Origin of the sequence: Endozoicomonas sp. ONNA2, assembly GCF_024606365.1 — a bacterium.
In the GTDB taxonomy this organism is placed as follows: domain Bacteria; phylum Pseudomonadota; class Gammaproteobacteria; order Pseudomonadales; family Endozoicomonadaceae; genus Endozoicomonas.
In genome coordinates, this window is the sequence record NZ_JAHHPO010000620.1 from 1 (window position 1) to 3062 (window position 3062).

Genomic DNA, 3062 nt, shown 5'->3' on the forward strand with positions numbered 1-3062 from the left:
GGTATTCCTTACCAGCTTGGTGGGCTGGTTTGGCTGGGTTCACAGAATAGTTACTCTGAAAATGATTTCATTTGGTTAACTACTTATCAAACAAGTCATTTTAGACAGCTGCGCCAGTCGGAATGACGAGTAATAGCAGGACTACATGCGCCCTCGGGTATTGCGAGGAATTCCAAAGAATATTCAGTTGTTCAAAATGGCTGTGCAGTTCATATTTAGAAGGGGGAGTCAGTATAAACCCTGCCTGATGGTCGCAACGCAGGTAAAAATAACAAATCATCCATTCGGGGCATTTGGATACATGAAAAAATACGCCTTTTTTTTACTGCTTTTGACCTTTTCTGCGCTTATTAACGCGAGCAGTAATAAACCAGCCTCGACGTCAGAATACTCTGACAAGAATGGCCTGAAAATGATCGTCACAGAGGAATCTGGTTCATTTGCCAAACAGTTAACAGCAAACACTGACGGCCCGGGTCGTAAACAGGCGCTGCAGAACTATATCAACAGCCTGCTAAAAGCTCACGCTGTCTATGGCAGGAACGAAAGTCAGAAACCCACGATGGTCTATCAAATTCATGCCAACCAGGAAGGAACCATTGTTGCTACCCGCAGTGAACAGGGTAGATACGGTATGCAGATAGCTAACAAAAGCCTGCCGGTATACGGCATTCACTATGAGCTGGAATCTGATTGCTCTTGGCAGGAGCAGCTTTGCTGGGTGTTTTATCCTTCTTCCCATCAAAGAGAACGGTGGTTGGAAATTGCGTATGCTCCCCATGCCATTGGGGAGTTAGCTGAAGGCGTCAGTTTGTTGATACGAAATCTTCAGAAGTAATAATTGAGCCTGTGACATACTCCCATCGCCAAGCGGATGGCCGCCCCACTGCCAAGCGGCTATGGATGGAGAATTCCGTGAGATTCGTTAAATTTCTGTTGGCCGAACTATCAGGACGAAGGTTGGAGAATAGCATGGGTCAGTTCCTGGATGCAGGATTAACCAGCATACCGGGTTCGTAGTATCGAAACCCTATGGCTCTGCCCGCATGGGTGAACAAATGATCTTCCATTCGCTCCTTGCCACACATAATCTGTACACCCATGGCAATGCTTTCAAAGGGTATTCCCCTCGGGGTGACCGCATACACTTCACAGATATAGACTATTTTGCCAGCCTTCCAGAGCCGGATGGATACAGTGCTGTGATGACCATTTTGACGGATATCCATCTTGTCCGGTTGCCATTTCCTGATTTGGGTCATCACCTGGTCTAGCGTTCTGCGAGCGTTTGCCATATTTCTGGTAATATCGAAAAAATTCAAATTAGCAGCCATGGCGCCCTCTTTTGATAAATCAACCAAAAATTTGATCGCCTTTCTGGCATGAGGGCTTACAAACGCCCGCTGACCCAGCAGCATTTCAACAATGACGTGCCAGTCAGAATAGCTTTGATCGTAGTTAGGGTGATAGAACTCTCCTAAGGCTTCAAGAACAGCAACGTACTTGAATTGATTAAGTTCCCTGGTACGCTCCTGTTCGGTTAATTCTTTTTCTGCTTCGCTGGGTGCTTCGTCATGCTCTCCAGCCCGGCAATCGTCTTCGTCATCATAACCGCTGGCGGCTTTAGCAGGTTGGCTGTTGTCAAAGCCTACCCATCTGGTCAGTAATGACTTAAATTCTTCCGAACAATAGCCCAGGGACTGATTGGTATACATTAAATAAGTGATCAGCCCCTCCAGCTCTTCCGGGCCCCATTCATGGGGTGGTAATGTTGAAATCACTTGGTGATTTTCAGCCATAAACCGGGAGGAAAAACGGGCATTAAGGACCGCCTCAAACAGCATGTGATGCCAGTAATGTTCAGCCTCCGAACCCGGATTTATTGCTATTGTCTCCGTCATTGCCGAATCGATCAGCTCCAGGGCTTGCTTGTGTAAACGGAGGTCTGTATTGGTCAGGCTTATCCCCGGGCGACTGAGCACCGAGAGTCTCTCAAGATAATTGTTAATTACCGCAGGCTTGTGTTTTCCCTTACGTTCGGCAAGCATCGTGGCAATATGGGCAGTCTCGCTGAGTTGCCCCAGCACGTCGGAACTCTGATTTCTCACCTGGTGTTCAGAGCTGACATTATTGCGAAGCTGTTCAGTCAGTTTTTGTTTTACACCCTGGCCCAGCTGACTGGACACAATGGTTATACCAACCTCGTGCAACAACTCCTGTAATGGCGGTGAAAATTTGGAAAATAAACGTCTGATATTACCCGTAAATTGCTCATAAAGTTGATCAGCCTTAAGTTGATCATCTTTGCTGCTACTGCTAAAACAGGTTTTCAGGCTTTTCACCAGCTCTGTTTTTTGTTGTTCCACATAATCTGAAAAGCAGGAGGATATCCTTTTTTTCAAATCATTCATCGCCTTCAATTCTTCAGTGAAGAAATCGCATTGATTGATGCGTTGGTATAATTCGCCAATTTTATCGATATTCTTTTCAGTCAAGGGGTCAGCTAATAGCGACCTGATCTCTTCCAGATATATGAAAAACTCGGGCGAGGCTTTCATGCCCTTATCTACATGGCCTCTGATACCATCTCTGACAACGCAGGGGTTATACTCTGATACTCCTCGCGTTAATGGACCAGTGCCAGATGACGGGTAATTGCAGTGTGACTCGGCAAAATCATTATGGACTTTGACACCCCGGCCCGCTCTGACCCCTGAAGTTTCAGGTTTCTCAGAATTTGATACTGTTTGTTGATTGCCGCTACGAGTAGTAGCACTCCTTTGTAAATCCACAATATTTCCAGACAATGTAAGCTCTAAATAATGTTTTTAGAGTACTCATACGAGGATAAGTTCAATCAGCCCGGTAGTATTTTTCTGATTTGCCTTGCCTTCCTTCAAGAGAAAGAAAATGATGGGAGGTCCCAATGTAAGTCATAAGCCTGCCAAGTAGTTGGCCAAATGGAATCGTATATTTCTGGCTAAGTGGACAGTTACTATGCAAGGCTCAACGTAGGGAGCATAGCCTTAGCTATGTGACCGGAGTTGCAACGCAGCAGAGTG

General features: G+C 45.9%; 2 protein-coding genes. One reads left to right on the top strand and one right to left on the bottom strand.

All coding sequences use genetic code 11. The annotated features are described in order from the left end of the window. Positions 1 to 301: 301 nt before the first annotated feature. The gene (locus KDK14_RS10910) at positions 302 to 838 is read left to right on the top strand and encodes a hypothetical protein (RefSeq protein ID WP_257265138.1); all 537 of its coding nucleotides are present in this window, start codon (positions 302 to 304) and stop codon (positions 836 to 838) included. 139 nt (positions 839 to 977) lie between these two features. Here KDK14_RS10910 and KDK14_RS10915 read toward each other — a convergent pair whose 3' ends face one another. After that, the gene (locus KDK14_RS10915; RefSeq protein WP_257265139.1) at positions 978 to 2792 is read right to left on the bottom strand and encodes a hypothetical protein; all 1815 of its coding nucleotides are present in this window, start codon (positions 2790 to 2792) and stop codon (positions 978 to 980) included. Between the last annotated feature and the right edge of the window lie 270 nt (positions 2793 to 3062).